A 24,801-nucleotide genomic window follows, 5' to 3' on the forward strand; every position below is an offset into this window, starting at 1 on the left:
GCGGAGGCATGGACAGCGAGGCAGCGAGCCTGGGCAAGGAACCGCGCACCGCGCGCGGCCGCAAGACGCTGCGCGCGATCCTCGATGCAGCGGCGGTGGAGTTCGGCGAAAAGGGGTTTCACGAGGGCTCGATCAGCGGAATCACCCGCCGCGCGGGCGTCGCGCTCGGCAGCTTCTATACCTATTTCGACTCGAAGGACGCGGTGTTCCGCGCGCTTGTCCGCGACATGTCAGAACAGGTCCGCGAACATGTCGCGCCCGCGCTCAAGGACGCCCCCGGCCAGATTGCGGCGGAGCAGGCGGCCTTGCTAGCCTTCATCCGGTTCGCCCGCACCCACAAGGAAATCTACCGGATCATCGACGAGGCCGAATTCGTCGATCCCGAGAGCTTCCGCATGCATTATGCGACCACCGCCGACCGTATCGCCAAACGTCTGCGCGCCGCAGCCGAACGCGGCGAGGTGCGCGACGAGGTGAGCGAGGTCCACGCCTGGGCGATCATGGGAATGAACGTTTTCCTCGGGCTGCGCTACAGCGTCTGGGAAGAGGACGTCGCGCCCGAGGCGATCGCCGAAACGGTGGCGGCGATGCTGGCGCGGGGGATCGCGACCAACACCGGGTAGCGGCTCAGCGCCCGGTGGTGGCGTTTGGCACGGCTATATCCCGGGCGGGTTCTTCATCTTGCCGGCTGCCTCGCAGCGGGAGTTCAACGCTATGGCTTCTTCAGCTTGTGGAGCGTGACGTCTTGGACGCGCTTTTCGTCGGAACAGACCTGGCCCTCAGCACCAGCTTCTCTTGCGCTTTTTTCCCGACGATCTCATCGCCGGCACGCTTCCATCGACTGCTTTCGATGAGCTGCGACCGGCTTACCCGAAGTTTGGCGCAGCCGGGCAAGGATCGCAGCGTCTCGCGAATGCTTTCAGCGACGGTTTTGGGCAGCCAGGGATTCAGATAAATGCAATTGATCATGCTGTGGGGGAACTCGATCGAGAGCGCGCTCTTCTGATCTTCCCCCGTTTCGGCAATGACTCGATATTCCTCTTCGGCGGTGAAGCCTTCTCGCTTTACGAAGGGCATGCGATCAACATCGATGGCCTTTGGGCGTTCAATTTGCTCGAGCCGGAGATATTGGACCTCGCCGAACCGCACCCCCTCCAGCTTGGCCAGCGCCTCTTCGAACGCGCCCCGCTTGATCTCGACGCAGGCCCCGTCAGAGGTTCCGGTGAAGACGCGCCAATGATGATAGGTTTCAGAGCAACGCGCAGCGCACAGCCCATATAAGCCGCCGAGCTTCTTCTCCTGCTTGTATAGCGCCATGTAATAGCGATCGTTTCGATCGTCCCAGTTCTGGGGATCGAGAAGCGGCAGTTCCTTGCGCCGAAGAATGTCGATGACGGCAGATATCGATGTATAGCGGCGCACGAAATTCGTGAGTTGAGTCACATTACCCCTCCGAGCTTTCATCATCGCTACCACAGCGAATCGCAGGGGCAAGTTTCGATCTCCCGCAGGTCCGCGCACCGCGTGCTTGGGAGATCATGGTTTTTGATGCTGGAGTCAGGACGGCGCTGCCTTACGCGCTTACTTCTTTTGCAGCTTGCCCTTGAGCGCGGCGGCGAGTGGACTCAGCGGCGCCGCCTCCTCTTCGCTGATCACACCGGCCTCCCTGAGCGCTTCCGCCGCGGCCGGGCTGCGCGGAAAGGGATCGAGCGCCAGCGCGAGCGTCTCCGCCGCTGCCTCGCCCAGATCGAGCGCGCTGCCTGCGTAGAAGACGGTATCCATCTCCTCCTCGGCAAGCTCGATGTCGTCGTGGGTTTCGTCCTCGCCCGGTTCGGGCAGGAAGCGGATCGCGAAGTCCTCCTCGATCGTCGCCGGCAGCGGATCGCCGGTGACCCCGCAGGACTGTGTGACGGCCGAAGACAAATGACCGGTGGCAAGAAAGCCGGTCGCGGCACGGCGGAGCGTAAAGCGCGCGCGCAGCCGCTCGATCGCGACCAGATCGAAGCGGCGGGCAAGCGCGGCGCATTCTTCAGGCCTGGCCTCGATCTCGACATTGGTCTCCACGGTGCCGATCTGGTCGAGCCGGTGCGGGCGCGGAAATTCGGGGGTCATTGCGGCAATTCCCCGGCGAGGATTGCGGCTGTCGGCATCGCCGCCAGCGTGTCGCGCAAACCAAGCAATCCCGCCTCGACATGAGACAAGGCCGCATCGGCCGGCGCGTCGCCCCGATAGAGGTTGCGGACCAGCGCTCCGCGCAACCCGTCTCCACCAAGGCCAGCGCGATAGGCGCCGAGCCGGCCGCCGACCATGCCCATCATCCGCCCCATATGCTTGCCGACCACGACGTCACCGATACCGATCTCGCGCAATTGGCCGTCCATGTCCTCGATGAAGCATTCGGCGAGCGCTGTGCTCGGCGCAGTCGCCTCGGGCTCGTTCTCGAGCCGCAGCAGCACCAGCGACAGCACTGCCGCAATCATGTCGAATCGGCCGTCGATCGTGTCGGGCACTGCGCCTTGCGCATACCAATGCGGCGCGCGGCCGGTGGCGACGATCGCGGCGTAGAGCTGCGGCGAAGTGCCGCGATCCGGAGCGCCGAACAGGCGCTTGAGCAATCCCATCCTGGTTCTTTCGTCCATGCTAAGCGGGCGCGACCTTGTTTGGCCGCATTTTGCCGCATATTGAGGCGAATGGCGCGCGATGCAATGCGCGCCGGTGCTCGCGTTGGCCTGGAGATTTCGATGCCCTTCCCCGTTCGCCTGGCCGGTTGCGCCGCGCTCCTCATTGCCATGGGCAGCACCGCCTGCGCGCCGATGAAGACGCATCAAGGCTATGTGATCGACAAGGAGCTGGTCGATTCGGTCCAGCCCGGCATCGATAATCGCGAATCGGTGATGCAGACGCTCGGCCGGCCGACGCTGACCAGCCAGTTCAACCAGGGTGAATGGTATTACGTGTCCCGCGAGAGCCGGAATTTCGGCTATAGCGACCCCAAGGTGCGCGAACAGACCACGATCCGCGTGCGCTTCGACGCGGCCGGCAACGTCGCCGCGGTCGACCGGATGAACCAGGATCTGATCGCCTCGGTCGATCCCTATGGCAAGACCACCCCGACCCTCGGCCGCAAGCGCAGCTTCTTCAGCGATCTGTTCGGCAATATCGGCACGGTGGGCGCGCCCGGCACCGGCGGCGGCGGCGCCCCGGGCGGTTCGGGCCAGTAACGAAACTTGCTGGTTGCTGACCGCGCCGTTCCCGCGCGGTTCAGCGAGACTCCTCCAGATTGCAGCGGTGCCGGAGAGAACCGGCCTGTAAGTTTTGGAGGAATCCACATGAAGAAGTTCATCACCGCAGCCCTGCTGGCCGCCGTCGCCATGCCGGCGGTAGCGCTGCCGAGTGCGGCGAGCGCCCAGTCGCAGCGCGAGCTTCGCCGCGACCGTCAGGACATTCGCGAGGAGCAGCGCGAGCTGCGCGACGCCCGCCGTCGCGGTGATCGCGGCGACATCCGCGAGGAGCGTCGCGACGTCCGCGAGGCTCGGCAGGAATATCGCGAGGATCTGCGCGACCGTAATCGCCGTTGGGGCGACAATGACTGGCGCGATTATCGCGGGCGCAATCGCGGCGTCTATGCCCGTGGCAATTGGCGCGCACCGTTCGGCTATACCCGATTTCGCACCGGCGTGCGGATCGCACCGAGCTATTGGGGTTCGCGCTATGTGATTGCCGATCCGTGGCGCTATCGCCTGCCGTCAGTCGGGCGCAGCCAGCGCTGGGTCCGCCATTATGATGACGTGCTGCTCATCGACACGCGTCGCGGCATCGTGATCCGGACGATCCCGGGTTTCTACCAGTAAACCGAACGCCCCGGGGCGGCCGCGCCGCTCCGGGGTTCGGCCGCGCCGATGCGGCGGCGCGGCCGGTGCCCGTGAGCACAGCCCCGAAAGGGATGGGACCGCGCGGATAACGCGCCGAAAGGCATTCCGCTCCCGAAGCAAAACCGTGTTTTCAGCGGATCGTGAAAAGGATCTGATCGACCACCCGGCCGCCGAGATCGACCAGCTTCAGCCGGTGCTGGCCGCGCTGCGGCAGGATCAACGGTCGGGTGTCGGCGGTGCCGAGATCGTGCCGGTCGAGCAGCAGGCGATGGCCGGCAACCTCGCCCGCGACGGCGATGGCAAGGCGCTGGCGATCCACCGGAATGTCAGGATCGAGCGCATAGACGCTGCCCGCCACTGGATTGACGATCCGTGGTCGTCGCGCCGCCGCGGGTGCTGAAGCGATTTCGCTGAGCCCGGTGCCCCGAATGAAATATTCGCGGCGCGGCTGCTCGATGCCGTCGGCGAAACGGATCGATCGCACCTCGACCCCGGGCGGTGGAGGCGACGCTTTGCCCGGAGCGGCGGCGTGGAGTGCCATCATGACGTCGCGCCAGACCGGTGCCGCGCCGCTGGTGCCCGACACCGCGCGCATAGGATCGCCTTCGAGATTGCCCACCCATACGCCGACAGTGAAGCGGTCGCTGAACCCGACGCACCAATTGTCGCGCATTGCCTTGGACGTCCCGGTCTTGGCCGCGGCCCAGAACGGCAGGCGCAGCGCCGAATCGACTCCGAAGGTGCCGGCACGGGCATTGGGGTCGGCGAGCATATCGGCGACAATCCACGCGGCCTCTGGCGAAACGATCTCCCGCAGCCGCTCCTTCGGTGCTGCCGCAGTCAGCCGCAGCGGCGTCCAGCGCCCGCCGAGTGCAAGGCTGCGATAAGCGGCGACCTGCTCGATCAGGGTGACCTCGGCCGAACCCAGCGCCAGCGAATAGCCATAATATTGGCCGTCCTCGACCAGCCCGCGATAGCCGGTATCCCACAGCCGGTCGCGGAAGGCGTCGACCCCGGTGAGCAGCAAGGTGCGCACCGCGGGCACGTTGAGCGATCCCGCGAGCGCGATCCGCGCCGAGACCGGCCCCTTGAACGCATGATCGTAATTCTGTGGGACGTAGAGTCCCGAGGCCGTGTCGAGCTGGACCGGCGAATCGTCGAGGATCGAGGCCGCGGTCAGATACCCCTTCTCGATCGCCTGCGCGTAGAGGAACGGCTTCAGCGTCGATCCCGCCTGCCTGTATGCCGAGGCGCCGTCTACGGCCGCCGCGGTCGATTCGCCGCCGATCCCACCGACATAAGCGCGCACCTCGCCGCTCGCATTGTCCACGACGACCACCGCGCCATCGCGCGCGCGCGTCCCGCCCAGCCCCTCCAGCTGGCGCCGCAGCGCGGCGATCGCGACCGACTGGATGCGCGCGTCCAGCGTCGTGGTGATCCGCGCACCCGGCGTGTCGAGCAATCGCGCGGCGAGATGGGGCGCCAGCCCCGGATCGAGTGCGAGGCTGCGCGCTGGGCCGAGCATCGACGCGGCGGCGCCGGCGAAGCGGCTGCAATCCTTGTCCCGGCCGAGCGCACAGGCCCGCCGGGCGACTTCGGTCGATCCCGCACCCGGATTGGGGAGCAAGGCCGCGAGCAGCAACGCATCGTCGCGGGTGAGCGTAGCCGGGGTCTTGCCAAATAGACCGAGCGAGGCGGCGGCGATCCCCTGCGCCTCGCCGCGGAAGCCCGCGAGATTGAGATACGCCTCGAGAATCTGGTCCTTGCTCCATTCCGCCTCGAGGGCGCGCGCCGCCCGCATCTGCCGCAATTTGTCCCAGGTCCCGCGATGGCCCGGCGAGGCGAGGTCGGGCGCGAGATAAGCGGCGACCTGCATCGACAGCGTCGAGGCACCCCGCGCGCGCTTGCCTTCGATCCGGTCGCGCAACGCTCCGCCCAGTGCCCACCAGTCGACGCCCTTATGGCTGCGGAAGCGCCGGTCCTCCGCGGCGATCAGCGTGTCGCGCGCTACCGGCGCGACATCGGCGAGCCGCACCCAGCCGAGCCGCCGCGCCTGATAGTCGACGCGACTGCTGTCGATCAGCCGGCCGTTGCGGTCGTAGAGCCACGCCTCGGACGGCTTCCAGCCGGCGACCACCACGTCGTAGCCGGGGAGCGGCGGCGGCCGCGTCACCCAGGACAGCGAAGCGAAGCTGCCGATGAGCAATGCCGCCGCCGCGAGCACCACGCGCATCGGCGTGAAGATGCCGCGCCAGCCGCGCGCGCGAACCGCGTCGCGCTGGCGTCGGCCCCATGCGGCGAGCGTTGGGGGAAAGTCGTCGATGCGGGTGATCAGGGTTTTGAGCTGCTGCCTCATACCTCGTCATCCCGGCGAACGCCGGGATCTCGTACGGCTCTCGTCCCGCAATTGCCCGAGATCCCGGCCTTCGTCGGGATGACGAAGAAGGGTTTCACCGCTCCGCCACCGTCATTACCGCGTTGGGCAACTGCGCCCGGATCTCGGGCGAGTACATCGCCTCGACTCGCGTCGCCGGCAGACTAAACCGTCCCGAGGCATTGAGTCGCATCACGTACGAGATGGTGAAGCTCCCCCGCGGCACCCAGCCATAATAAGCCCGCCACGACCCTTGCCCGCGCTCGATCCAGTTGGGCGAGACACCCTCGGCAGTGCCCGCCTGCGCATTGAGCATCTCGGATTGCCCGCCGAGGCTGCCGATCACCGTGGCGCCGGTCGGCACCGGATCGTTGATCACCACCCAGTTGCGCTCGGCCGAAGCCTCGACGCTGATTGTCACCTTGATCACGTCGCCGCGGGTGTGGCGCCCGGGCACCAGCCCCTGCACCACGCTGACCTGTTTGGTCATCTTGTAGCCCGCCATCAGCGGCTGGGTGAGCGGCACCGCTGCTTTTACGCGGACGAACGCCCACGGCCCGGCTCCGCCCGCCTGGCGCATCACCAGCGGCGTCGTCGCCGTCGGCAATGGCAGGCTGAAGCTGCGCTGCGGCTCGAGCAAAGGCCAGGGCCGGCTGACGCTGGCGCTGCCGAGGCTGGCGGTGGTCACCCCCGCAATCGCTTCGGCCGGATAGGCCGCCATGAATTTCCGCGCGGCGATCGTGCCCCACGCATTGCCGGTGGTGGTGCCCCAATGGCCGCGCTGCTGGCGCATCGCCACGCCGACCATCATCTTGGCGGAGTCATCCTGCCAGCCGGGGCGGCCGAGCGTCACCATCACCGCCTTGATCGCCGCCTCGTCGTCCGACGACATCAGCCACCACGGCATGTTGCCCTTGTCGCTGAGGTCGATCCGCGTGCCTTCATAGACCAGCCGCGTGCGCAGCACCTTCTCGGCATCGGCGCGGAGCTGCGCGCCATTGGCGAGACCGGGCACCTTGCCCAACGCCGCGAGATAGTCGGCGAGCGACGAAGTCGGCATTTCGGCCGGCGCGATACCCAGCTGGCCGAGCATCGCGCCGGTCGCCGCACCCTGACGGGCGAGCGCCGAGAAGGCGGCGATCCGCTGGAGACGGACATCGCCATAATCCTCGCGACGCAGGCGGCCGTCGAGCACGGCCTTCATCGCGTCGATCGCCTTGGCGCGCGGCCCCTCGGGGAGCGGCAGTCCGGCCTCGGCAGTGATCGACAGGATATAGGCCGTGAGCGCCTCCGATCCCGCCCATTCGCCGGGGAAATAGCGCAGCAGCCCGTCAGCGTCCTGATAGGCGGGAAGCTCGCCGGCGATCCCGTTCCACATGCCGGTGTCACCGAGCGCGATCGCGCGCGAAGTGCGCTGTTCGAGGCAGCCATAGGGATAGGCCGACATATAGTCGCGCACCCCTTGCAGCGGCGGGGCGAGCGTGTCGGCGAGGCTGATGTCGACCATACCGAAGCCCGGCAAGGCCCCCGCCGGCGGCGCGATCGAGAAGCTGGTGCCTTCGCCGACCCGGGCGAGAGTCGCCGCCCAGGTCTCGACCGGCACCGCAGGGATCACGTCCTGCGCCACCGTCACCTTGTCGACTGCCTTGCCGTCGGCGGATTTCGCCGAGACCGTCCAGCTGAGCTTGCCCGCCGCGTTCGGCGCAGTGAGGTTCCAGCTCACCGGCGCGGCGCCGCCCGCCGGAATCTCCACGGTCAGCGGCTTGCCCTGGGCAACCGCAGGCGTGAGCACGACCTCCGCCGTCACTCGCATCGGCTTGTCGGAGCCGTTGCGCAGCGTGAACATCGCCCCGAACGTATCGCCGGTGCGCACCACCTGCGGCACGCCCGGATAGATGCTGAGATCCTGATGGGTGCGGACGTTCGCCTCGCCGGTGCCGAAATATTGCGCGCCGTTGGTGGCGATCGCGACCAGCTTGAACGACGTCAGCGCATCCGAGAGCGGCACCTGCACCCGTGCGCGGCCCTTGCCGTCGAGCGGCACCTTGCCCTTCCAAAGCAATACCGGCTGAAAATTCTCGCGGTTGAGCCCGGAGAGATCGCCGCCGCCGCCGCCGCCGGCCTCGACGGCCTTCTTGCCGTAATGGCGCTTGCCGACGACTTGCGTCTGCGCGGTCGAGGTCAGCACCGAGATCGGCCGATCGCCCATCATCGCGGTCAGCACGTCCCAGCTCTCATTGGGCGCGAGCTGGAGCAGGGCCTCGTCGACCGCGACGAACGCCACGTCCGCCTCGCGTGCCGGCGAGCCGTCGGGGTTCTTGACCTGCACGTCGACATTGGCGGTGTCGCGCGCGGCATAGGTCGCCTTCTCGGCCTTGACTGCGACGCCGAGGCGATGGCCTTCCCAGCCGACCTTCACCTTGGCGATGCCGAGCCGATAAGCGGGCTTGGCGAGATCGACCGTCGCGGTCGGCTTGCCGCCGTCCTGCGAGAAGGGCAGCCCCCAGTCGCGCGCGAGGCTCGATCCCCAGTTGGACAGGCCCGACACGCGTCCACGCACCGCCATCACCGAGACATAGACGTCGGGCGCATAAGCGGCAGGCATCGGCACTTCGATCACCGGATCCTTGCCCGAGAGCCCGACAACGAAGCTGGACAGCACGCCTTCGCGCTCGACGGTGACTAGCGCAGTCGCTTCGCGGAACGGCATGCGGACCTGGAATTTGGCGGTCTCGCCGGCTTTGTATTCGAGCTGTTCGGGGATGACGTCCATCCGGTCGCCATTGTCCCCGCCGAACCACCAATCATCGTCGCCGACCAGCCAGGTCGAGCGCGTCGCCCGCGCAACATTGCCATTGGCGTCCTTGGTGGTCGCGACGGCATAGACTTCGCCCGACACGCCCGGGTCGAGCTGGCACGTGGCCAGCCCCTGCGCGTCGGTCGTCGCGGAGCAGGTCGCGCCCAGCTTCGTCGTCCTCATTTGGTTGTCATAGGCGTAGAAGCCACCGATCAGCCGGCGCCGTGCCGTCAGTATCTCGCGGCTGTACAGCTCGACCGAAATCGCCTGATTGGCGAGCGGCTTGCCCGAAGTGTCGAGCGCGACAAAGCGCAGCCGCAGATCGTCCTGCTTCATCAGCCAGCCGTCGGTCTTGATGCCGAGCTGGACTGCGGAGGTGTAGATCGGGATGCGTCGCGACGCGGTCAGGATCTCGCCATTGGCGTCCTGATAATCCATCTCGATCTGCATGTTGGTCGGCTGGTCGAGGCTCTTGGGCACCTCGATCGAAGTGCGCGCCGTGCCGTCGCCACCCAAGGTCACCGGCAAGGTCTGGGTCGGCGGCAGCGGAGTCGATTCCTCGTCGGTCTCGCTGTCGCCGTTCAACGGTTTGACGCCTTCGGTCAGTGCGCGGCCGCCGAAGCTGTAGCTGTCATAGCCGTCGGGCGTTGTCAGCCCTTCGAACCAGCCGACGCGCAATTCGACCGGCAGATTGCCCGCGCCGCCGCCAGAGAGATAGCCGACGAACAGATCGAGCGGCAACGTCGAGGGGCGCACCGCCGCCTCCTTCGGTCCCGCGACCGAAGCCTTCATCGTCGGAAGCTTGTATTCGTCCACCTTGAACGACTGGCTGGTGTAGACGACCTTCTCGTTTTCGGCCTCGTTGGTCACGACCTGGATGTCGTAATCGCCCATCTTGGCGCCTTGCGGCGCGGTCCATTCGGTCTCGCCGATGCCATTGGCGTCGATCGTCAGCGGCAGATCGTATTTGGTGTCCGAACCGCGGTGCGAGAGGCGCAGCGTGCCCGTAAAGGCCGGCGAGGTGCCGAAACCGCTGGCGATCGGCTTGCGCACGATATGCTTCATGTGGACCGTCTCGCCCTGGCGGACGAGCGCGCGATCGAACACGGTGTGGAACACCTGCTCGGCCGCCGAATAGCCATAAGGCAGGTCGAAGTCGTACGGGCGGATGCCCTCGCCCCATTGGGTGAGCGTGAAGCTGAAATCGTCGGCCTTGCGCGCCGAGACCATCAGCGGCGAGCCGCTGTCATTCTCGCAGCTCGAATAGGTTTCGGGCTCGGGCAGCCCGGCGGGGACACCCAGCCGACCCGAGGCATCCGTAGTGCCCTTTGCCAAAACCTGCCCTGTGCAGCTGTCGGTGATCCGCACTTCGGCGCTGCCGACGCCCTTGCCGCTGTCGAGCGCAGTGACCCAGACCAGCGAGGTGTCGCGGCCCCATTTGAAATGCACGCTCATATTGGTGACGAGCGCGCCTGCGGCGACGTACCGCGGGGCGTTGCGGCCTAGCAGCGCGTTGCCCAGCCGCGGACTGGCGAGCTCGACGACATAGAATCCGGGCTTGGTCAGCGGGATTCCGACGACTTCGAAGTCCTTGCCTTTGCCCGGCAACGAGACCTGGAACGGCTTGCCGGTCGCCGGTGTCAGCAACGGCTTCGCGCCGGTCTGGTTGATCCGGATCGTCTCTTCGCCGCGCTTGATGTCGTCGCTCTTGGTTTCGGCGGCATCGTCGATCGCGCGCAGCCATTTGGCGATCTCGCCGTCGCCACCCTCGACCTTGAGGCTCTGGCCGCCGACTGCCATCTGGGATCCGCCTAGCTGTCCCTCGACGTTGCGCACGGTGACCGGCAGCACGCCGCCCTCGGCCGCTTCGAGGATGCCGAAATCCGCGGCGAACTTCACCAAGGGCGGCGCCTCGTCGAAGCGCACGTCGAGCGGGAATCGCTCGGCGTTGGAGAGCTTGCGCCCGCTCTCGTCGGTGACATTGGCGGGAAGCGTCAGCTTGGCAGTGACCGCGGCGGGGAGCGGCGCCTTGAACTTGACGTCGGCGATCACTGCCTTGCGCTTCTCCTCGTCGGAGAAGACCGGGGTCAGCGCCTTGCCGTCGGGCAAGGTGATGCGGATCGCCTCGGCCTGGGCGCGCGGGATCGGCGCCGAGAAACGCACCCATGCGTCCTGCACAGGGCTGCACCCTGCCTGCGCGTTGACCCGCGAACATTCGAAGCGCGCGGCGAACGGCTTGCGCACAGTGAAGTCGAAGCGCTGGTCGGTGCCCGCGACGCGGCCCGTGGCGCTGGCGATATCCTTGCTCCAGACCAATGCGACATCGCGCCCCGGCGGAAGCGGCCGGCGGCACTTGAGCGCGACGACGCTGGCAGTCGCTTTCGCGCGATCGGCGTCGCTGGCGGGGAGCGCCTTGGGCAAGCCCGCTTCCTCGAGGAAGCTCTGCACAGCCCATTGATCGGTGCCGAGCCCGGCGAGCAGCTTGCCCGGAACATCGGCGGGGAGCACATCGACGGGAATCTTCTCGCCCACGCCGTCGACTGCGCAATAGGCATGGGCACCGACCGAGGCGCGATCGGGCGCCAGATTGGCGGCGACGAGGAAGGTCTGGTCCTCCTCGATCTCGTTACCATAGCGGCTGGGCAGCACCGCGCGGGCGATCGGGCCGCCGCTGTCGACGGTGAATTTGGTCTGGCCGGTCAGCGCATAGCCGGCGAGGCTCTTGAGCTTGTCCTTGAGCGTAAAGGTGCAGGTCACCCCGCCGGGGAGCGGGCTGGCAAATTCGTGGACGAAGGTCTGCTGGTCGACCCAGCGCCCTTCGCCGCCCACCGGGCATTCGACGGTGAACGGCCCGGCCGCACGCGGGTCGCCGAGCGGCACCATCGGCTGGTTGAACCGCGCAGTGAACCGCTCGATCGCGCCGTCGCCGACGCCGGGCGTGGCCATTTCGACTTGCGGGCTGTTGTCGCCCATCGCGAGCGTCGCGCCGAGCGGCGCCGCGATCAGCGCCAGGATCCCGAGCCGGGCAACGAGCTTCATGGTACCGAATTCCCCCAAAGGCGCCCGCACCCTAGCCTCGGAGAGGATTCACGCCAACGCCCAATTGACTGACTCCGAAACGGATTGAAATCGCCGCAGCCGCTTCCAAGTCAACTTGATCATTTAATAAACAACTCCGAAGATGACTGCATCCGAATCGGAGACATTGCGGTGCCTGGACGGTCATGCTGATCACCGCGATAGACACGATTGCCCGAGAGGCGACGCTGTTCGCTGCGATCTGGTTCCTCGTCGGCGGTATAGACGATCTTCTGGTCGACCTGATCTATTTTTCCAGACGGGCTTATCTGCAACTGTTGTTCCCGTTTCGTCCGCCCACCGATGTCTCGACGCTCGCCACGCCCGTTCCGTCCGGCCGGATCGTCATATTCGTCGCGGCGTGGGACGAGGCCGGCGTGATCGGGCGGATGCTCCGCACCGCGCTCGCCCGCTTCGAGCATGACGATTACCGGATCTATGTCGGCACCTACCCCAACGATCCCGCCACGATCGCCGCGGTCGCCGAAGTCGCTGAGCTGGATCAGCGAGTCCGGCTGGTGATCGGCGGCGTGCCTGGCCCCACCACCAAGGCCGATTGCCTCAACGCGCTATGGCGCGCGTTGCTGCGCGACGAAGCGGCAGAGGGCGTCGCTCCGCTAGGCATTGCCCTGCACGACGCCGAGGATATCGTTCATCCGCTCGAACTTCAGGTCTACGCCCGCTGGTTGCAGCATTGCGCGACGGTGCAGCTGCCGGTTCTGCCGCTGCCGCATCCGAGATCGCGCTTCGTTGCCGGCCATTATTGCGACGAGTTCGCCGAGGCACATGCCAAAGTGCTCGTCGTACGCCAGGCGCTGGGCGCGGGGCTGCCATTGGCCGGGGTGGGCTGTGCGATCCGGCGCGACGTTCTCGACGGGATCGCCGCGGCACGCGGGGGCGCTCCGTTCGATGCGACCAGCCTCACCGAAGATTACGAACTAGGCCTCACGATCAGCGCCAGGGGGGCCGGGTGTGCCTCGCGCGCGTCGCCGAACGGCCCGGCGGCCCGCCGGTAGCGGTGCGGGCCTATTTTCCCGACACGCCCGCCGCCGCCGTCAGGCAAAAGGCGCGTTGGCTCACCGGCATCGCGCTCGCCGGCTGGGATCGGACCGGCTGGCGCGCGACGCTGAACCCCGGCGATCACTGGATGCGGATGCGCGACCGCCGCGCCACGCTCGCGCTGCCGGTACTCGCCCTCGCTTATGCCACGCTGCTGCTGTGGAGCGTATCGATGACGCTTCACTTCATCGATCGCTCGGCCATGCCCGCGCTCGCCCCGGCGGTACGCACCTTGCTCTGGGTCAATTTCGCCTTGCTCCTCTGGCGGCTGCTGGTCCGTGCGGCGTTCGTCCAGCGGGCTTATGGCTGGGGCGAGGCGTTCTGGTCGGCGCCACGCGTGTTGGTCGGCAACTATATCGCATTGTTCGCAGCGCGCCGCGCGATCGTCCTCTACGTCCGGATCCTCCTCGGCGCGGCGCCCCGCTGGGACAAGACCGACCACCAATTCCCCGATCTGTCGGAGCGCGCCGCGCCGTGACGGGCCAGGGGCGGCCGATCCGGTTCCTCGCATTGGTCGTGCTGGGCTGGATCGGCGTCCGCATCGCCTTGCTCTGGTCCGCCACCGGCTCGCTTCCCGAGGCGATCCGCGCCTTTGCGCCAATCGCTGCGACACCGGACATGCCGGCCACCCCGACCGCCGTCGGGCATTCCGCGCAGCGCGCCGGACTGCCACCGGCCCGGCTTCCGCCCGGCCCGCGCCGGATCGGCGGAGCCCCCCTGTCGACCCGGCCGGCCGCGCCCGCCCCGGACCCGGAGCGCGTGCAGATGGCGCTGATGGGGCTGATCCAATACGGCGTGCCCGCAACCATCGTCGCCGCCGCCGTTACGCCACTCCCTCCGGCGGCACAGCCCGAAAATCTGCCGGCGCTGCCGTCGCACTGGTCGGCGAGCGCGTGGCTGGTCGCGCGTCCCGGCACCGGCCTCGGCGCCGCGCCCGGCGCGAGCCAACTCGGCGGCAGCCAGGCCGGACTCCGCGTCGCGTGGCTGCTCTGGCCCAGGCAGCGTCTGGCCGGTTTCGGTCGATTGGTGACTCCGCTCCGGGGCAAAGGCGCCGAAGCATCGATCGGCCTCGAATGGCAGCCGACGCGTGCGCCGGTACGCGTCGTCGCCGAGCAGCGGTTCGGACTCGACGGCATCCGCGGCGGACCCGGGCTGGGCGTGGCCGGCGGCTTTGAAGGAACCGTCGGGCCGGGTTTCCGGCTTGAAACCTATGGTCAGGCCGGGGCGATCCGTCGCCTCCGCACCGAAGCTTATGCCGACGGCGCCGTCCGTGTGACGCGAACCTTGGCCGAAGGCGGCGGAGAGCGCCTCGCGCTGGGCGGCGGCGCCTGGGCGGCGGCCCAGCGCGATGCGACGCGGCTCGACATCGGCCCCTCGGCCACTCTCGCGCTGCCGCTCGGCAAGCAGAATGTCCGTCTCGTGCTCGACTGGCGGCAGCGTGTCGCCGGGACCGCGCGCCCCGGCTCGGGCTTCGCGCTGACCCTCGGGAGCGATTTCTAGCCAAGCGGGCTTTTGCAGCGCCACGCAAACGCGGTATCGCCTGCTTCCGATGGATCTGTACCTCCCAATCGCCAATCTCTCGGTCAATGCGCTGGTGATCGTGGCTCTGGGCCTCGGCGTCGGCCTGCTTTCGGGTATGTTCGGCGTAGGCGGCGGCTTCCTCACCACCCCGCTGCTGATCTTCTACGGCATCCCGCCCACCGTCGCGGCCGCCTCGGCCGCGAGCCAGGTGACCGGCGCCAGCGTCTCGGGCGTGTTCGCGCATTTCCGCCGCGGCGGCGTCGACGTGCATATGGGGCTGGTGCTCGTCGCCGGCGGCGTGGTCGGCAGCATCGCCGGCGCGGGCCTGTTCCGATTGCTCCAGGTCACCGGCGTGATCGATACGGTGATTGCGATTCTCTACGTGCTGATGCTCGGCTCGATCGGCGGGCTGATGCTTCACGAGTCGATCACCGCGGTACGCGTCGGCCGCGGTGCCGTGCCTCCGCGCGCCCGCAAGCGCCGCCACCATCCGCTGGTCGCGATGCTGCCGCTGCGCTGGCGCTTCTATCGCTCCGGGCTCTACATCTCGCCGCTCGCGCCGTTGCTGCTCGGCTTCTTCACCGGCATCCTCACCGTGCTGCTCGGCGTGGGCGGCGGGTTCATTCTCGTCCCCGCGATGCTCTATCTGCTCGGCATGGGTACCCAGGTCGTAGTCGGGACCTCGCTGTTCCAGATCCTGTTCGTCACCGCGGCGGCGACGATGGTCCACGCCACCACCACCAAGGCAGTCGACATCGTGCTCGCCGTGCTGTTGCTGATCGGATCGGTGGCGGGGGCGCAACTCGGCGCACGCTTCGCCCAAAAGGCCAAGCCCGAATATCTCCGCCTCGCGCTGGCGCTGATCGTAATCGCAGTCGCATTGCGGATGCTGCTCGGGCTCGCCTGGCGGCCCGACGAAATCTATTCGGTCGAATTGCTGTGAAGCGGGCGCCTCTAAAGACCTTGGCCGCCGCCCTGTTGATGCTCGCCGCCCCGCTGTTGATGGGGCAGGCCAAGCCGGTGCTCGTTCCCGACGTGTCGCAGCGCAACATCGAGATCGCCTATTCGTTCACCGGCGCCGAATTGCTGCTGTTCGGCGCAATCCTCTATCCACGCGGACGTGCGCCCGATCCCGAGGATGGGCCGGTCGACATTGTCGTGGTGGTCCGCGGGCCGACCCAGGCAGTGCTGGTTCGCGAGAAGGAAAAGCTCGCGGGCATCTGGCTCAACGCCGAATCGATGCGCTATCGCTCGGCGCCGAGCTTCTACGCCGTCGCCTCGTCGCGCCCGATGCGCGGCATCGTCGACGAGCGGACCCGGGCGATCTACGAGCTCGGGGTCGACAGCCTCCAGCTCTCCCCCGCGTCGAGCGCGGTGCCCGAAGTGCAGGCGCGGTTCGATCGCGGGCTGGTCGCCCTGCGCACTCGCAGCGGCCTGTTCTACGAGGATTCGCACGCAGTCGAGATCACCGGCGGCGTCCTCTATCGCGCCCGCATCGACATTCCGGCGCGGGTGCCGGTCGGGCGTTTCACTGCCGAGACCTTCCTGATCCAGAACGGCCGGGTGCTCGCCGCCGCAGTGCGGCCGATCGACATCCGCAAATCGGGCTTCGAGCGATTCGTCGCGACCAGTGCCGAGCGCTACTCCATTCCCTATGGCCTCGTCGCAGTGGCGCTGTCGGTGCTGTTCGGCTGGGGCGCAGGCGCATTGTGGCGGCGGTTCTGATCGTCGGACAAGTGCGCTTCGGGAAACCTGAAATTTACCCTCTTCGGGCATGGTGCATGGCGTAAACCCGGGGAGTATCCGATGGAAGGTCAGTTTGGCGCGCGCGTCTTCGAGAATGCCGCGCCCATTTCGTCGGGAGATGCGGCCGCGCCGCGCGCCGCAGGGCGCCCGATCGGCGCGGTGCTCGAGATCGCTGGCTCGTCGAGCCAGGTGATGTTCGATCCCGCGGAAGTCGAGGCGCTCGGCGCCAGCAGCGACGCCGCGATCGCCAATTCAGGGCAGGTCGGCAGCCAGGTCAAGATGCGCGTCGGCAGCACCTGGCTGATCGCCAATGTCCGCTCGCTCCGCCTCGATGCCAGCGGCGACCGTATCCTCGCCCAGGTCGATTTTCTCGGCGAAGGCGACGAAGAGAAGCTCACTGGCAAGCTCTACAAGTTTCGCCGCGGCGTAACGCGCTATCCCACGCCCGGCTGCGCGGTGTTCCCGGTCTCTACCGCAGATCTCAAGCAGATCTACGCCGCCGACGACCGCGCGCACATCGAGATCGGCAATGTCTATCCGACCAGGGACATTCGTGCCGCGCTCTATGTCGATGCGATGCTCGGCAAGCATTTCGCGCTGCTCGGCTCGACGGGTACCGGCAAATCGACCGCCGCGGCCTTGATCCTCCACCGGATCTGCGAGCTCTCGCCGCAAGGTCACATCGTGATGATCGACCCGCACGGCGAATATGGCAGCGCGTTCAAGACCACCGGCGCGCTCTACGACGTCTCGAACCTGCAGATGCCCTATTGGCTGATGAACTTCGAGGAGCATTGCGAGGTGTTCCTCACCACGCAGAACTCGGCCCGCCAGGTCGATGCCGACATCCTCGCCAAATGCATCCTGCTCGCCAAGGGCAAGAACCGGCTGGCGCAGGAATTCGGCAAGCTCACCGTCGACGCCCCGATCCCCTATCTGCTGTCGGACCTGACCCAGATCCTCCAGCTCGAAATGGGCAAGATGGACAAGGCGACCGACACGGCGCCCTATCTGCGCCTGCGCAGCAAGATCGACGAGATCAAGGCCGATCCGCGCTACACCTTCATGTTCTCGGGCATGCTCGTCGCCGATACGATGGCGAACTTCCTCGCGCGCATCTTCCGCCTGCCGGGCGACGGCAAGCCGATCTCGATCATCGACGTATCGGGCGTGCCTTCGGAAATCACGTCGGTGGTGGTCGCGGTGCTCAGCCGGATGGTGTTCGATTTCGCGATCTGGTCGCGCGGCGAATCGAAGCGCCCGGTGCTGCTGGTTTGCGAAGAGGCGCACCGCTACGTCCCCAACGAGCGCAATGCCGACGGCTCGTCGGTCGGGCGCATCTTGAGCCGGATCGCCAAGGAAGGCCGCAAGTACGGCGTCTCGCTCGGCCTGATCACCCAGCGCCCCTCGGATCTCGCCGAGGGCGTGCTCTCGCAGTGCGGCACGATTCTCGCGATGCGGCTCAACAACGAGCGCGACCAGGCCTTCGTCAAGGCGGCGATGCCCGAAGGCGCGCGCGGCTTCCTCGATTCGATCCCGGCGCTCAGGAACCGCGAATGCATCGCGGTCGGCGAAGGCGTCGCCACGCCGATCCGCCTGCTGTTCGATGCTCTCGAAGACGGCAAACGCCCGGCTTCGGACGATCCGCTCTTCTCCGAGCTGTGGCGGGAAAGCGGCGGCGAGGAGCAGATGCTCGAACGCACGATCAAGCGCTGGCGTTCACAGGGGCGGTAGATTTCCATCATCCCGGCGAAAGCCGGGATCTCAGGCGGCGGACGAAGCGCTTACGGCACGAGGCCCGGCTTTCGCCGGGGTGACGTCAGGGCTTAATCCTCGTCCTTCGCCGCGCCGCGGCCCACCGGCACCGACAGCAGCTGGCTGAGCTTCGAGCGGAAGGCGCCGAGATCGCTCCCGGTCAGCTGGCGCAGCGAGCTGAACGCCACCGAGCGCGGATTCACTGCGACGCCATTCTTATACAGCTCATAATGCAGATGCGGACCGGTCGACATGCCGGTATTGCCCACCGCGCCGATCACTTGCCCCTTGCGCACGCTCTGGCCGCCACGCACAACGATGCGGCTGAGATGGCCATAGCCGGTGCCGAACGCGCCGCCATGGTTGAGCTTGATGAAATTGCCATAACCCGCGCTGCGCCCGGCGAACTGGACGGTGCCGTCGGTCGCGGCATAGACCGGGGTACCCCAGGGCGCGGCGATATCGATGCCCTTGTGCATGCGGTTGTAGCCGAGGATCGGATGGCGGCGCATTCCAAACGCCGACGAGAAGCGACCATTGGCCGGCATCGCCATCATCCCGGTCTTGTTGCCCTTGCCGCCGCCGTCGAACCATTCGGTCTTGCCGTTGCTCTCCCACGGCATCAGCTGGACCTTGTTGTCGCAGCTGCTGACTCCGGCATAGAGCAGATTGCCGAGCTGAACCTCGCCGGTGGCGGCACGCGCCTGCTTGACGATGATGTCGAACTTGCAGTTCGAGCCGAGATGCGAGACCGGCACTCGCGTCGCCAGCGTGCGGATAAAGGATTCGACAGCCTTGGCTGGCGCGCCGGCGGCACGCGCCGAGCGATAGAGACTCGATCCGATCGCACCCTGGACGCGCAGGGGCGTGTGATCGATCGCGATCGGGATCTGCTTGAGCGACAGGCTGTTACCGTTGCGGGCGACTTCGAGCTTGAGGTCGAACCTGGCGCGGAACGCCATGTTCTGCAGCGGGCGTGCTTGCGCCTTGTCTGTGCGGCGCCCCAATGTGATGTCGAGCATCGTGCCCGGCTGGATCTGGTCGAACGACACCGCTTTGGTGACCAACGCGCCGACCTGCTCGGCATCGGCGGCACCGACGCCCGACCGCTTGAGGACGCTGAGCAGCGCGTCGCCCGAAGCGAGCTTGGCATCGAGGCTGATGATCGGGCGCTCGGGCGTGTCGGTCAGCGGCGCGACGAGGCTGGTCGCGGCGACGTGGTAGCCCATGGTTGCGCCCATCGCGAGCGGCTTGATCGCCTGCGCCCGCGCGGCGTCGAGATCAGCGCCGATCAGCGCCGGCGCGACGGTCCCGTAGATCGGAGTCTCGAATCCCGGGGCCATCAGGAACGTCATCGCGCAAAGCCCGACGCAGGTCGCGACGCCTCGATACCAGGTCAGCGTGCCGATGCGCGCGCCGAGATCGGGTGCGAGGTCGACATTGGCGAAGACGCGGCGCTTGAGCCTGGTGCTGAGCGCGGTGCCGGGCACAGGCGGAAACGCAGGCGTGACCACCGCACCGCCGCCAAGCTCCAGGCCATGATCGTTACGCAGGAACAAGGCGCGATGCCCCCCGAAAACCCCGTCGTCGAACGTGCCGCCACCCCCGGCGAACACCAAATCACTGTGGAAGAGAGCGTTTAAAGTCAAATTAAGCACCCCGGTTCGTTCCCGTGCCTGCGGCGACCTGTGCAGGCGCCGGGGTAAAGGGAAGTCCAGCCTCAAATCTCCCTATAATTCAACATGGTTAAGGAAGCTTCGCAATCAGGGGGTGTTGCTTAAGGGCTGACTCGGACCGATGTTGGAAGCGACATGAGCCAGTTCGCGCGTTCGCCGGTCACTGCGGTGCTCGGCCCCACCAACACCGGCAAGACCCACCTCGCGGTCGAGCGGATGTGCGGCCATGCCAGCGGCATGATCGGCTTCCCGCTGCGGCTGCTGGCGCGCGAGGTCTATGACCGCGTCGTCCGAATCAAGGGAGTGGAATCGGTCGGGCTGGTCACCGGCGAGGAGAAGATCCTGCCCCCGAAAGCCCGCTGGCTATTGTGCACTGCCGAGAGCATGCCAGTCGAGCGCGAGGTGGCGTTCGTCGGATTGGACGAGGCGCAGATCGGCGCAGACCCCGAGCGCGGGCACGTCTTCACCGATCGGCTGCTGCGCGCGCGCGGCTATGCCGAAACGATGATCCTGGGGTCGGATTCGCTGAAGCCGATGCTCAAGGCGCTCGTGCCCGATGCCGAGATCATTGGCCGCCCGCGCTTCTCGACCTTGAGCTATGCCGGCGCGAAGAAGCTCTCGCGCCTTCCCCGCCGCTCGGCAATCGTCGCCTTTTCGGCCGAGGAAGTCTACGCGGTCGCCGAGGCGCTCCGGCGGCTGCGCGGCGGCGCTGCGGTGGTGATGGGCGCGCTTTCCCCGCGCACCCGCAACGCCCAGGTCGCGATGTTCCAGGCCGGCGAAGTCGATTATCTCGTCGCCACCGACGCGATCGGCATGGGGCTCAACATGGATGTGAACCATGTCGCCTTCGCCAGCCTCTCCAAGTTCGACGGCCGCCGCCAGCGCCGGCTGACCATTGCGGAAATGGCGCAGATCGCCGGCCGCGCCGGCCGCCACCAGCGCGACGGCACCTTCGGCGCGCTGCACGAGGAAGGCCCCAGCGCCTTCACGCCCGAGGAAGTGCTGGCACTCGAAGCGCATCAAGTGCCCCGGCTCGAACATCTCTTCTGGCGCGAAGGCGCGCCCGATTTCGCCAGCATCGACGCGCTGATCGCCAGCCTCGAGGCCAAGCCCCGCGACGAGGCGCTGCGTGCCGCACCGCAGGCGGTGGACCTCGCCGTGCTCAAGCATCTCGCCGAAGAGGATTGGGTGCGCGCGCGGGTGTGCGCGCCGCGGATGGTGATGCGGCTCTGGGCGGCGTGCGGCCTACCCGATTTCCGCAAGCTGGGCGTCGATCCGCATGCGCGCTTCGTCGGCCGGCTGTTCGGGCACCTCTCCGAAGCCAATGGCCATGTTCCGCACCAATGGTTCGCCGACGAGATCGCGCGGCTGGACAATATGGCCGGCGATGTCGAAACGCTTGCGGGACGGATCGCCGCGGCGCGCAGCTGGGCCTATATCGCCCACCGCGCCGACTGGCTCGAGGACCCGATCCACTGGGCCGAACGTACGCGAGCGATCGAGGAAAAGCTTTCCGACGCGCTTCACGCCAGCCTTACCCAGCGCTTCGTCGACAAGCGCACCACAATATTGCTCCGCCAGATCGGCGCCGGCGCCTCGGACCTGCCGGTGACGATCGGCGCGCAAGGCGAAGTCAGCGTCGAGGAGCATCCGCTGGGCAAGCTCGAGGGCTTCCGCTTCACTGTGCAGGCCGAAGCGCGGGCGGCGGACAAGCGCATGTTGCTCGCGGCGGCGGAGAAAAGGCTGGCGGGCGAATTTCGCAAACGCGGCGAGGCGCTGATCGAGTCGAGCGATGCCGATCTCGCTATTGCGAACAATGCCGTGGAATGGCGCGGCTTCGCGGTCGCGATGCTGCGGCCCGGCGTCAATCTGGTTCGCCCCAGGATCACGATCGATCGCGCACTCGATGTGCTCGACCCGCAGGCGCGCAGCGCAGTGCAGGCGCGGCTCGAGACGTGGTTCGCCACGCAGATCGAGCGCCATCTCCCCGTCCTCGCCAAGCTCGACGCCGCCAGCCGCGATCCTGCCGCCGGCAGTCCGCTCCGCGCGCTGGCGAACGCGCTGCTCGATTCCGGTGGACTGCTCCCGCGCCGGGCTGCCGCGATTTTGGTCGAAAGCCTCGACGGCGACGCGCGCAAGCAGCTGCGATCAATCGGGGTGACGATCGGCACGCTCGACCTGTTCGCGCCCGCCTTGCTCAAGCCCGTCGCCGCGCGCTGGCGGCGCGCACTGATGGGGCTGGCCGATGCGCCTGCCGAAGGCACGACAGTGCTCGCACGCAATGCCCCCGGCGCCGATCTCGCTTATGGCTACCGCCCGCTGGGCGCGCAGGCGGTTCGCGTCGATCTGGTCGAGCGAATCGCACGCGCCGCGCACGACGCCCGGCAGGGGCGCAAGCCCTTCGCACCCGATCCCGCGCTTGCCACTTCGATCGGCCTTTCCACCGAGACGCTGGCCCGGCTGATGGCGCAACTCGGCTTCAAAACTGCGAAGCCGCGTGACGGCGAGCCGCAGCGCTGGATCTGGCAAGGCCTGACACCCGTCGCGAGGCCCCGTGCCGCGCCCATCGACAATGCCTTCGCGGCACTCGCGGGATTGCGCGATGGCTGACGGCGAGACTCTCCGGCTCGACCGCTTCCTGTGGTTCGCTCGCCTCGCCAAGTCGCGCAGCGCGGCGCAGGCGATCGCCGAAAAAGGCACGCTGCGCCTCGATGGGCGCCGGATCGAGCGTTCGGCGGCGGCAGTGCGCGTCGGGACGATCATCGTCTTCCCGCTCTACGGCAAGGTGCTAGCGCTGCGGGTAGAGGCATTGCCGAAGCGCCGCGGTCCGCCGGCCGAGGCGGCCCAACTCTACACGCGACTGGAAACCGCGAGCCCCAGAAACGTTGACGCCGCAGAATCCGGGGCATAGCAGGGGCCGCGTTACAGACCATTGCCGCTCAATTGCCGCTCAGGGGAGCCGACCTGCCATGACCTATGTCGTCACCGACGCCTGCATCCGGTGCAAGTACATGGATTGCGTCGAGGTGTGCCCGGTCGACTGTTTCTACGAAGGCGAGAACATGCTCGTCATCAACCCCAGCGAGTGCATCGACTGCGGCGTCTGCGAGCCCGAATGCCCCGCCGAGGCGATCCTGCCCGATACCGAGAACGGCCTCGAACAGTGGCTCGAGCTCAACAAGACCTATTCCGAGGAATGGCCGAACATCACCCAGAAGGGCGACGTTCCCGCCGATGCCGACGCGTTGAAGGGTGAGGAAGGCAAGTTCGAGAAGTATTTCTCGACGAGCCCCGGCACCGGAAGCTGATCCCCGGCGCCCCCCCGCGCCCGGCCATCGACAGGAATCTTCGCCGCAGTGCACATAAATGCGCTGCGAGGATGACGCGCGGCTGGTAATTTTATTGCAACCGTGTTAAATAGTCCGGGACGGAGGCGGTAAATCGCCCTTCCGCCCGGAGAAGCATAGGTTGTTGTCCCGAACCGCCTGCCCGACGCCAGCCGCGTCAGGGCCGACGCCGCACCCGTTCGGGACCAGTTATTCACGGAAAGGTCTCTAGCCCATGGCTGCCAAGGCGCTGTCCTTCGACGTCGGCGATTATGTCGTTTACCCCAAGCACGGCGTGGGCCGTGTTATCGAGCTGCAGAAACAGGAAATTGCGGGCATGCAGCTCGAACTCTATGTGCTGCGCTTCGAAAAAGAGAAGATGACGCTGCGCGTGCCCACCAACAAGGCCGAGAGCGTCGGGATGCGCAAGCTTTCGAGCGACAAGACGCTCCGCGAGGCGCTCGAGACGCTCAAGGGCAAGCCCAAGGTCAAGCGCACCATGTGGTCGCGCCGCGCACAGGAATATGAAGCCAAGATCAATTCGGGCGACCTCGTGTCGATCGCCGAAGTGGTCCGCGATCTGTTCCGCGCCGAAGACCAGCCCGAGCAGAGCTATTCGGAGCGCCAGATCTTCGAAGCCGCCGCCAGCCGCCTCGCGCGCGAACTCGCCGCGATGGAAGAAGTCGACGAGCCGACCGCGCTCGAGAAGATCCTCGACATCCTGCGCAAGGCCGCAGCGATCTGGAACAAGGACAAGGTTCCCGCCTGATCCCGGGGACTTGTCGAAAACCGGCAAGGGGCGCGCGGGAAACCGCCGCCCCTTTTCCTTTTCCGCCATCTGGTGTATTGATCATGTAATACACGGGTTCGGGAGAAGGAAATGCGTATGTTGCTGATCGTCGCGCTGCTGCCGCTGGCCGCATGCCAATCCAATTGGGAGAAGAAGGGCGAGGCCGCGCAGGCGAGCGGCAGCGGCGCCACGCGCACCTTCGCCGCTACCGGCTTCACTGGCGTCGAATTGCGCGGCTCGGACGATGTCGACGTCAAGACCGGGGCGAATTTCGCAGTGACCGCCGAGGGCGATACGAAGGTCCTCGACCAGCTCGACATCCGGGTGGTCAACGGCACGCTCCGCGTCGCCCGCAAGGACAGCAAATGGTTCAGCAATGACCGCGGTGCGCGCGTGCATGTCGTCATGCCCAGGCTCACTGCGGCTGCCGTGGGGGGCTCGGGCGATCTCACCGTCGACCGCGCCGAGGGCGATTTCGGCGGCGCTGTCTCCGGATCGGGCAATCTCACCATCGCCGATCTTCGCGCCGGCAGTGCCGACCTGTCGGTGGCCGGATCGGGCGATATGAGCGTCGCGGGAAGCGCGTCGAAGCTGTCCGCCTCGATCGCCGGTTCGGGCAACATCGACGCCAGGCGCCTTACCGCCGCGAACGCCGATGTCTCGATCGCCGGTTCGGGCAATGTCTTCGGCACCGTCAAGGGGCCGGCTTCGGTCTCGATCGTCGGATCGGGCGATGCCGAACTCGGCGGCGGGGCCAAATGCTCGGTCAACGCAGTGGGCTCGGGCGAGGCGCGCTGCAGCTAAAGC

General features: G+C 67.1%; 20 protein-coding genes. 14 read left to right on the forward strand and 6 right to left on the reverse strand.

Features of this window, described 5'->3' with window-relative positions; translation table 11 throughout:
- The first annotated feature begins 8 nt into the window (after positions 1–8).
- Positions 9–623 (forward strand): TetR/AcrR family transcriptional regulator, encoded by a 615-nt coding sequence (locus CVN68_RS13725; RefSeq protein ID WP_100282702.1) that lies wholly within the window; start codon positions 9–11, stop codon positions 621–623.
- Positions 624–723: 100 nt separating this feature from the next.
- On the opposite strand, the gene CVN68_RS13730 is transcribed toward CVN68_RS13725, so the two are convergent.
- The 3 genes from CVN68_RS13730 to CVN68_RS13740 form a co-directional block, all read right to left on the reverse strand.
- Positions 724–1,443: a hypothetical protein gene (locus tag CVN68_RS13730; protein WP_158298885.1), complete on the reverse strand. Its 720-nt coding sequence runs from the start codon at positions 1,441–1,443 to the stop codon at positions 724–726.
- Positions 1,444–1,581: 138 nt separating this feature from the next.
- On the reverse strand, positions 1,582–2,112 hold the full coding sequence (locus CVN68_RS13735) for a YceD family protein (protein WP_100282704.1): 531 nt from the start codon (positions 2,110–2,112) through the stop codon (positions 1,582–1,584).
- On the reverse strand, positions 2,109–2,621 hold the full coding sequence (locus CVN68_RS13740; RefSeq protein WP_100282705.1) for a ubiquinol-cytochrome C chaperone family protein: 513 nt from the start codon (positions 2,619–2,621) through the stop codon (positions 2,109–2,111). The genes CVN68_RS13735 and CVN68_RS13740 overlap by 4 nt, the downstream gene beginning before the upstream one ends.
- A gap of 192 nt (positions 2,622–2,813) precedes the next feature.
- On the opposite strand from CVN68_RS13740, the gene CVN68_RS13745 reads away from it, so the two are divergent.
- Together CVN68_RS13745 and CVN68_RS13750 are read left to right on the forward strand one after the other, a co-directional pair.
- Positions 2,814–3,221, forward strand: a complete 408-nt coding sequence (locus tag CVN68_RS13745; protein WP_324869925.1) for an outer membrane protein assembly factor BamE — start codon at positions 2,814–2,816, stop codon at positions 3,219–3,221.
- Between the two features lie 108 nt (positions 3,222–3,329).
- Positions 3,330–3,851 (forward strand): RcnB family protein, encoded by a 522-nt coding sequence (locus CVN68_RS13750; RefSeq protein WP_100282706.1) that lies wholly within the window; start codon positions 3,330–3,332, stop codon positions 3,849–3,851.
- A 151-nt stretch (positions 3,852–4,002) separates the two neighbouring features.
- Here CVN68_RS13750 and pbpC read toward each other — a convergent pair whose 3' ends face one another.
- Both pbpC and CVN68_RS13760 read right to left on the reverse strand, forming a co-directional pair.
- Entirely contained in the window at positions 4,003–6,105 is a 2,103-nt protein-coding gene (pbpC, locus tag CVN68_RS13755; protein ID WP_100284412.1) for a penicillin-binding protein 1C, read from the reverse strand.
- 217 nt (positions 6,106–6,322) lie between these two features.
- On the reverse strand, positions 6,323–12,082 hold the full coding sequence (locus CVN68_RS13760; protein ID WP_100282707.1) for an alpha-2-macroglobulin family protein: 5,760 nt from the start codon (positions 12,080–12,082) through the stop codon (positions 6,323–6,325).
- 185 nt (positions 12,083–12,267) lie between these two features.
- On the opposite strand from CVN68_RS13760, the gene CVN68_RS24315 reads away from it, so the two are divergent.
- The 6 genes from CVN68_RS24315 to CVN68_RS13785 all read left to right on the forward strand — a co-directional run bounded on the left by CVN68_RS24315 (position 12,268) and on the right by CVN68_RS13785 (position 18,181).
- Positions 12,268–13,137 carry a glycosyltransferase gene (locus tag CVN68_RS24315; protein WP_324869928.1) on the forward strand — a complete coding sequence of 290 codons (870 nt, stop codon included), beginning with the start codon at positions 12,268–12,270 and terminating at the stop codon, positions 13,135–13,137.
- Complete coding sequence (locus CVN68_RS24320; RefSeq protein ID WP_324869930.1) at positions 13,092–13,658, forward strand: glycosyltransferase family protein; 567 nt, start codon at positions 13,092–13,094, stop codon at positions 13,656–13,658. Before CVN68_RS24315 ends, CVN68_RS24320 begins: the two co-directional genes overlap by 46 nt.
- Positions 13,655–14,680 (forward strand): hypothetical protein, encoded by a 1,026-nt coding sequence (locus CVN68_RS13770; RefSeq protein ID WP_100282708.1) that lies wholly within the window; start codon positions 13,655–13,657, stop codon positions 14,678–14,680. The genes CVN68_RS24320 and CVN68_RS13770 overlap by 4 nt, the downstream gene beginning before the upstream one ends.
- Before the next feature lie 49 nt (positions 14,681–14,729).
- Complete coding sequence (locus CVN68_RS13775; protein ID WP_100282709.1) at positions 14,730–15,644, forward strand: sulfite exporter TauE/SafE family protein; 915 nt, start codon at positions 14,730–14,732, stop codon at positions 15,642–15,644.
- 59 nt (positions 15,645–15,703) lie between these two features.
- A complete protein-coding gene (locus CVN68_RS13780; protein ID WP_100284413.1) occupies positions 15,704–16,426 on the forward strand; it encodes a TIGR02186 family protein in 723 nt (240 codons plus the stop codon).
- A gap of 81 nt (positions 16,427–16,507) precedes the next feature.
- Positions 16,508–18,181 carry an ATP-binding protein gene (locus CVN68_RS13785; RefSeq protein WP_100282710.1) on the forward strand — a complete coding sequence of 558 codons (1,674 nt, stop codon included), beginning with the start codon at positions 16,508–16,510 and terminating at the stop codon, positions 18,179–18,181.
- A gap of 92 nt (positions 18,182–18,273) precedes the next feature.
- Here the strand turns inward: CVN68_RS13785 and CVN68_RS13790 are convergent, their stop codons facing one another.
- Positions 18,274–19,818 carry a M23 family metallopeptidase gene (locus CVN68_RS13790; protein WP_233503354.1) on the reverse strand — a complete coding sequence of 515 codons (1,545 nt, stop codon included), beginning with the start codon at positions 19,816–19,818 and terminating at the stop codon, positions 18,274–18,276.
- Positions 19,819–20,013: 195 nt separating this feature from the next.
- Between CVN68_RS13790 and CVN68_RS13795 the strand changes: the two genes are divergently transcribed.
- From CVN68_RS13795 to CVN68_RS13815, 5 genes are all read left to right on the forward strand, one after another.
- On the forward strand, positions 20,014–22,488 hold the full coding sequence (locus CVN68_RS13795; protein ID WP_100282711.1) for a helicase-related protein: 2,475 nt from the start codon (positions 20,014–20,016) through the stop codon (positions 22,486–22,488).
- A complete protein-coding gene (locus CVN68_RS13800) occupies positions 22,481–22,789 on the forward strand; it encodes a S4 domain-containing protein (protein ID WP_100282712.1) in 309 nt (102 codons plus the stop codon). The genes CVN68_RS13795 and CVN68_RS13800 overlap by 8 nt, the downstream gene beginning before the upstream one ends.
- 58 nt (positions 22,790–22,847) lie before the next feature.
- The gene (gene fdxA / locus CVN68_RS13805; RefSeq protein ID WP_100282713.1) at positions 22,848–23,186 is read left to right on the forward strand and encodes a ferredoxin FdxA; all 339 of its coding nucleotides are present in this window, start codon (positions 22,848–22,850) and stop codon (positions 23,184–23,186) included.
- Positions 23,187–23,439: 253 nt separating this feature from the next.
- Entirely contained in the window at positions 23,440–23,973 is a 534-nt protein-coding gene (locus CVN68_RS13810; protein ID WP_100282714.1) for a CarD family transcriptional regulator, read from the forward strand.
- A 111-nt stretch (positions 23,974–24,084) separates the two neighbouring features.
- Positions 24,085–24,798, forward strand: a complete 714-nt coding sequence (locus tag CVN68_RS13815; RefSeq protein ID WP_100282715.1) for a head GIN domain-containing protein — start codon at positions 24,085–24,087, stop codon at positions 24,796–24,798.
- The last annotated feature ends 3 nt before the right edge of the window (positions 24,799–24,801 follow it).

Source organism: Sphingomonas psychrotolerans (genome assembly GCF_002796605.1).
Taxonomy (GTDB): Bacteria; Pseudomonadota; Alphaproteobacteria; order Sphingomonadales; family Sphingomonadaceae; genus Sphingomonas; species Sphingomonas psychrotolerans.

Coding starts and splice junctions, on each gene's coding strand:
- pbpC (WP_100284412.1), bottom strand. CDS start 6,105: ATGCGCGTGGTGCTCGCGGCGGCGGCATTGCTCATCGGCAGCTTCGCT.
- CVN68_RS13775 (WP_100282709.1), top strand. CDS start 14,730: ATGGATCTGTACCTCCCAATCGCCAATCTCTCGGTCAATGCGCTGGTG.
- CVN68_RS13800 (WP_100282712.1), top strand. CDS start 22,481: ATGGCTGACGGCGAGACTCTCCGGCTCGACCGCTTCCTGTGGTTCGCT.
- fdxA (WP_100282713.1), top strand. CDS start 22,848: ATGACCTATGTCGTCACCGACGCCTGCATCCGGTGCAAGTACATGGAT.
- CVN68_RS13725 (WP_100282702.1), top strand. CDS start 9: ATGGACAGCGAGGCAGCGAGCCTGGGCAAGGAACCGCGCACCGCGCGC.
- CVN68_RS13780 (WP_100284413.1), top strand. CDS start 15,704: ATGGGGCAGGCCAAGCCGGTGCTCGTTCCCGACGTGTCGCAGCGCAAC.
- CVN68_RS24315 (WP_324869928.1), top strand. CDS start 12,268: ATGCTGATCACCGCGATAGACACGATTGCCCGAGAGGCGACGCTGTTC.
- CVN68_RS13785 (WP_100282710.1), top strand. CDS start 16,508: ATGGAAGGTCAGTTTGGCGCGCGCGTCTTCGAGAATGCCGCGCCCATT.
- CVN68_RS13810 (WP_100282714.1), top strand. CDS start 23,440: ATGGCTGCCAAGGCGCTGTCCTTCGACGTCGGCGATTATGTCGTTTAC.
- CVN68_RS13735 (WP_100282704.1), bottom strand. CDS start 2,112: ATGACCCCCGAATTTCCGCGCCCGCACCGGCTCGACCAGATCGGCACC.
- CVN68_RS13760 (WP_100282707.1), bottom strand. CDS start 12,082: ATGAAGCTCGTTGCCCGGCTCGGGATCCTGGCGCTGATCGCGGCGCCG.
- CVN68_RS13750 (WP_100282706.1), top strand. CDS start 3,330: ATGAAGAAGTTCATCACCGCAGCCCTGCTGGCCGCCGTCGCCATGCCG.
- CVN68_RS13745 (WP_324869925.1), top strand. CDS start 2,814: ATGAAGACGCATCAAGGCTATGTGATCGACAAGGAGCTGGTCGATTCG.
- CVN68_RS13795 (WP_100282711.1), top strand. CDS start 20,014: ATGAGCCAGTTCGCGCGTTCGCCGGTCACTGCGGTGCTCGGCCCCACC.
- CVN68_RS13740 (WP_100282705.1), bottom strand. CDS start 2,621: ATGGGATTGCTCAAGCGCCTGTTCGGCGCTCCGGATCGCGGCACTTCG.
- CVN68_RS13815 (WP_100282715.1), top strand. CDS start 24,085: ATGCGTATGTTGCTGATCGTCGCGCTGCTGCCGCTGGCCGCATGCCAA.